We start from the raw sequence: 1,209 nt of genomic DNA, 5'->3' as shown, positions 1-1,209 counted from the left end.
CATTGTCCTGTACCGTTTCGATATTGACTTGCAATACTCCTTCCGCGGAAGTCGCTCGGGCTGTCTCGGCTAAAAGATCTGTGGTTAAGATGCTTTCGGCATCAATTGCACGGGCTGTTTCGGCAATAAGATCGGCGTTTAGCTTATCCTCGGCGGAAGTTGCCCGGATTGTTTCGGATAAAAGATCTGTGGTTAAGATGTTTTCCGCATCCATTGCCCGGGTAGTTTCAGCAGTAAGATCAGCGTTTAGTTTATCCTCAGCGGAAGTTGCTCGGATTGTTTCAGCGGCAAGATTAGTGGTTAACGTGGTTTCGGCACCAATTGCTCGGGCTGTTTCAGCTTCCAGGTCCATGGCCAGCTTTTCTTCGGCCGCCGAGGCACGGGCAACCTCACCGGCAAGGGCTCCGCTGCCTTCCGCCGCTGATGCGTTGACGAAGGTTCTCACTGCCAGTTCTGTCGGGAACCTGGTGTTCGTGGCGTCCGAAAGGGTTATATCGGTGGACTTGTTGGCACCATCCTCCTTTAGGGCGATGGCAGTTTCCGCGGCCGTTTTGTTGGCGTCAATATTGTCCTGCACCGTACCGATATTGTCCTGCAAAACTCCTTCCGCGGAAGTCGCACGGGCTGTCTCGGCTAAAAGATCTGTGGTTAACGTAGTTTCGGAAGCAATTGCCCGGGCTGTTTCGGCAGAAAGATCTGCGTTTAGCTTGTCCTCTGCGGAAGTCGCACGGGCTGTCTCGGCTAAAATGTCTGTGGTTAACGTAGTTTCGGCGGCAATTGCTCTGTCCGTTTCAGCGGAAAGTTCTTCGGATAGTGTAGATTCGGCATCAATTGCACGGGCTGTTTCGACTTCAAGGTCTGCCGCCAGTTTTTCTTCGGCCGCAATGGCACGGGCAACTTCGTCGGCAAGGGCTCCGCTGCCTTCCGCCGCTGATGCGTTGACGTAGGTTTTTACCGCAAGTTCGGTCGGGAACTTGGTGTTGGTGGCGTCAGAAAGGGTGATGTCGGTGGACTTGTTGGCGGAATCCTCCTTTAGGGCGATGGCTGTTTCCGCGGCCGTTTTGTTGGCGTCCACATTGCCCTGCACCGTACCGATATTGTCCTGCAAAACTCCTTCCGCGGCAGTCGCACGGGCTGTCTCGGCTAAAAGATCCGTGGTTAACGTAGTTTCGGCGGCAATTGCTCTGTCCGTTTCAGCGGAAAGTTCTT

At 54.0% G+C, this 1,209-nt stretch carries 1 protein-coding gene; it reads right to left on the bottom strand.

All coding sequences use genetic code 11. From position 1 onward, the window contains the following. On the bottom strand, window positions 1–1,209 hold a 1,209-nt coding region (locus tag FQ608_RS27055), incomplete at both ends, for a coiled-coil domain-containing protein (RefSeq protein WP_199856491.1).

Origin of the sequence: Lunatibacter salilacus (genome assembly GCF_009797935.1) — a bacterium.
Lineage (GTDB): Bacteria > Bacteroidota > Bacteroidia > Cytophagales > Cyclobacteriaceae > Lunatibacter > Lunatibacter salilacus.
This window is presented reverse-complemented; position numbering and strand designations above follow the sequence as displayed.